The sequence below is a fragment of the Methylobacterium sp. Leaf118 genome, from assembly GCF_920984675.1.
Taxonomy (GTDB): Bacteria; Pseudomonadota; Alphaproteobacteria; order Rhizobiales; family Beijerinckiaceae; genus Methylobacterium.
Map to the genome: position 1 here is coordinate 1 of NZ_CAKLBV010000129.1, position 2,398 is coordinate 2,398.

Consider the following 2,398-nt stretch of genomic DNA (forward strand, 5'->3'; position numbering starts at 1 on the left):
GCGCGGTTGCTGTCGTTGGCGCCGAAGCCGTAGCCGGCGTTGAAACCGGCGTAGAAGCCGGTCCAGGTGAAGACGGGCACGGGCTGGAACACCGGCGGGGGCGCCATGCGGCGCGGGAGATCCGCGGCGGAAGCGGCCGCGGTGGCGGCGATGAGGGCGCTCGAGGCGAGAAGCAGGGTCTTCATGGTTTCACGTTCCTGGGTTTGGCGGGAGCCGGCGCGTACGGGCCGCGACCGGGTGTTATGGCCTGTCATCCTGGCCGGTGATGGGGTGGCCGGGGACCTTCCCCGGATGTTCCTTCGCCCTCCTGCGATGACGGAGAAATAGCCCGAACCCGTCAACGAATCGTGAAGCTTAGAGGGCCGCGCAGGGCCCACTAGATCGATGGTGTCGTTTCGCACATCTGCCGGATGCTTGGTCTCCCCGGAGGATCGTCAAGTCCTGGCCCGTCCCCGACTTGCCGGCTTGGTTAATGATTTCTTACGGGGCCAGGGCCGACGGCCGGTGCGGTCAGGCCCCAGCCAAGCGGCGGGCGGCCGTCTCCGTGCGCGCGGGCAGGCGGCGCCCGCTCCTTGGCGCTTCTCTTGTGCGCCCCTTGAGCGCCCCTTGGTCGCCCCCTTGGTCGCCCCCCTTGATCCCACCCCTCGGCCTTCCCTCGACCGACCGGAATAAGGCCGCGTTAACCCTGTTCGGGCGAGGCTCGCTCGAGCCGCCCCTCGGATTCGGGCGGCGTTTGGCTCGACGGACCTGCTTATGCCCTCCGAATCGCGGATGCCGCGCGGCCTCCTCGCCTGGACCCTGAAGGTCGTGCTGGTCGTCGGCCTCGGCTCCGTCGCGCTGGCGCAGTACGTCGCCCACTCGACAGACCCCCGCGTGCAACGCCTGGCGCGGGGCCCCGCCGAACCGGAGACGACGGGGGCGATCGGGCCGGCGGCGCGGGCCTCCGCCCTGGATCCCTGCCTGGCGCGGGGACGCTGAGATCGGCCGGCGCGCGATGCCTCGGGCGCAACCGTCCCCGCCCCCGGCGCGCAGAGCTCCGGCTCGCGGGATCGATTGACAAGTCGGCCCGGCACTTTAAGTGTCCCGCGCGTCCGGATGCGCGACGGTGGCTTGCGCGCGGCTCTCGTGAGGACCGTCGGCACGCGCCCGGCCCCGCCGAACCGGCCGATCCCACGCGCGATGGTTTTCTGCACCCGATGTCTTTTGCCGATCTCGGACTGAGCGACAAGGTCCTCCAGGCCGTCACGGCGGCCGGCTACACCGAGCCGACGCCGATCCAGGCCCAGGCCATTCCCCACGTGCTTGCCCGGCGCGACGTGCTCGGCATCGCTCAGACCGGAACCGGCAAGACGGCGGCCTTCACCCTGCCGATGCTGACCATGCTGGAGGCCGGTCGCGCCCGGGCCCGCATGCCGCGCACGCTGATCCTCGAGCCGACTCGCGAACTCGCCGCGCAGGTCGAGGAGAATTTCGAGCGCTACGGCACCAACCACAAGCTCAACGTGGCGCTCATCATCGGCGGCGTCTCCTTCGCCGACCAAGACGCGAAGCTCACCCGCGGCACCGACGTGCTGATCGCGACGCCGGGCCGGCTGCTCGACCATTTCGAGCGCGGCAAGCTGCTGCTCACCGGCGTCGAGCTCCTCGTCATCGACGAGGCCGACCGGATGCTCGACATGGGCTTCATCCCCGACATCGAGCGCATCGTGAAGATGGTGCCCTTCACGCGCCAGACGCTGTTCTTCTCCGCGACCATGCCGCCGGAGATCGAGCGGCTGGCCGACATGTTCCTCTCGAACCCGCAGCGGGTCGAGGTGGCGCGCCCGGCCTCCACCGCGACGACCATCGAGCAGCGGCTCGTGGCCACGGGCGGCGAGGGGCACGAGAAGCGCAAGATCCTGCGCCAGCTCATCCGCTCGGCGGACGAGTTGCAGAACGGCCTCATTTTCTGCAACCGCAAGCGCGACGTGGCGCTGCTGCAGAAATCCCTGGCGAGCCACGGCTTCAACGTGGCCGCGCTCCACGGCGACATGGACCAGCGCGCCCGCACCGCGGCGCTCGACGGGTTCCGCAGCGGCGAGGTCCCGCTCCTCGTGGCCTCCGATGTCGCTGCCCGGGGCCTCGACATCCCGGCGGTGAGCCACGTTTTCAACTTCGACGTCCCCCACCACCCGGAGGACTATGTCCACCGGATCGGCCGGACCGGGCGCGCGGGCCGGGCCGGGCGCGCCTTCACCCTGGCGAGCCGGGCCGACGAGCGCTCCCTCGCGGCCATCGAGAGCCTGATCGGCCGGCCGGTCGCGTGGCTCGACGGCGATCTCTCCGCCGTCACCGACGAGGCGGAAGGCGACGAGCCGCGCCGCCGCCGCGGCAGCCGGCGCAAGCCGAGCGACGGGGA

General features: G+C 71.1%; 2 protein-coding genes and 1 pseudogene. 2 read left to right on the forward strand and 1 reads right to left on the reverse strand.

The window, feature by feature from the left end:
• Positions 1-185: pseudogene (locus LW587_RS23810) on the reverse strand (porin family protein); the annotation flags it as partial.
• A 586-nt stretch (positions 186-771) separates the two neighbouring features.
• Here LW587_RS23810 and LW587_RS23815 point away from each other — a divergent pair.
• Positions 772-978, forward strand: a complete 207-nt coding sequence (locus tag LW587_RS23815) for a hypothetical protein (protein WP_232632045.1) — start codon at positions 772-774, stop codon at positions 976-978.
• Between the two features lie 218 nt (positions 979-1,196).
• A partial coding sequence (locus tag LW587_RS23820; protein WP_232632046.1) for a DEAD/DEAH box helicase occupies positions 1,197-2,398 on the forward strand: 1,202 nt, incomplete at its 3' end.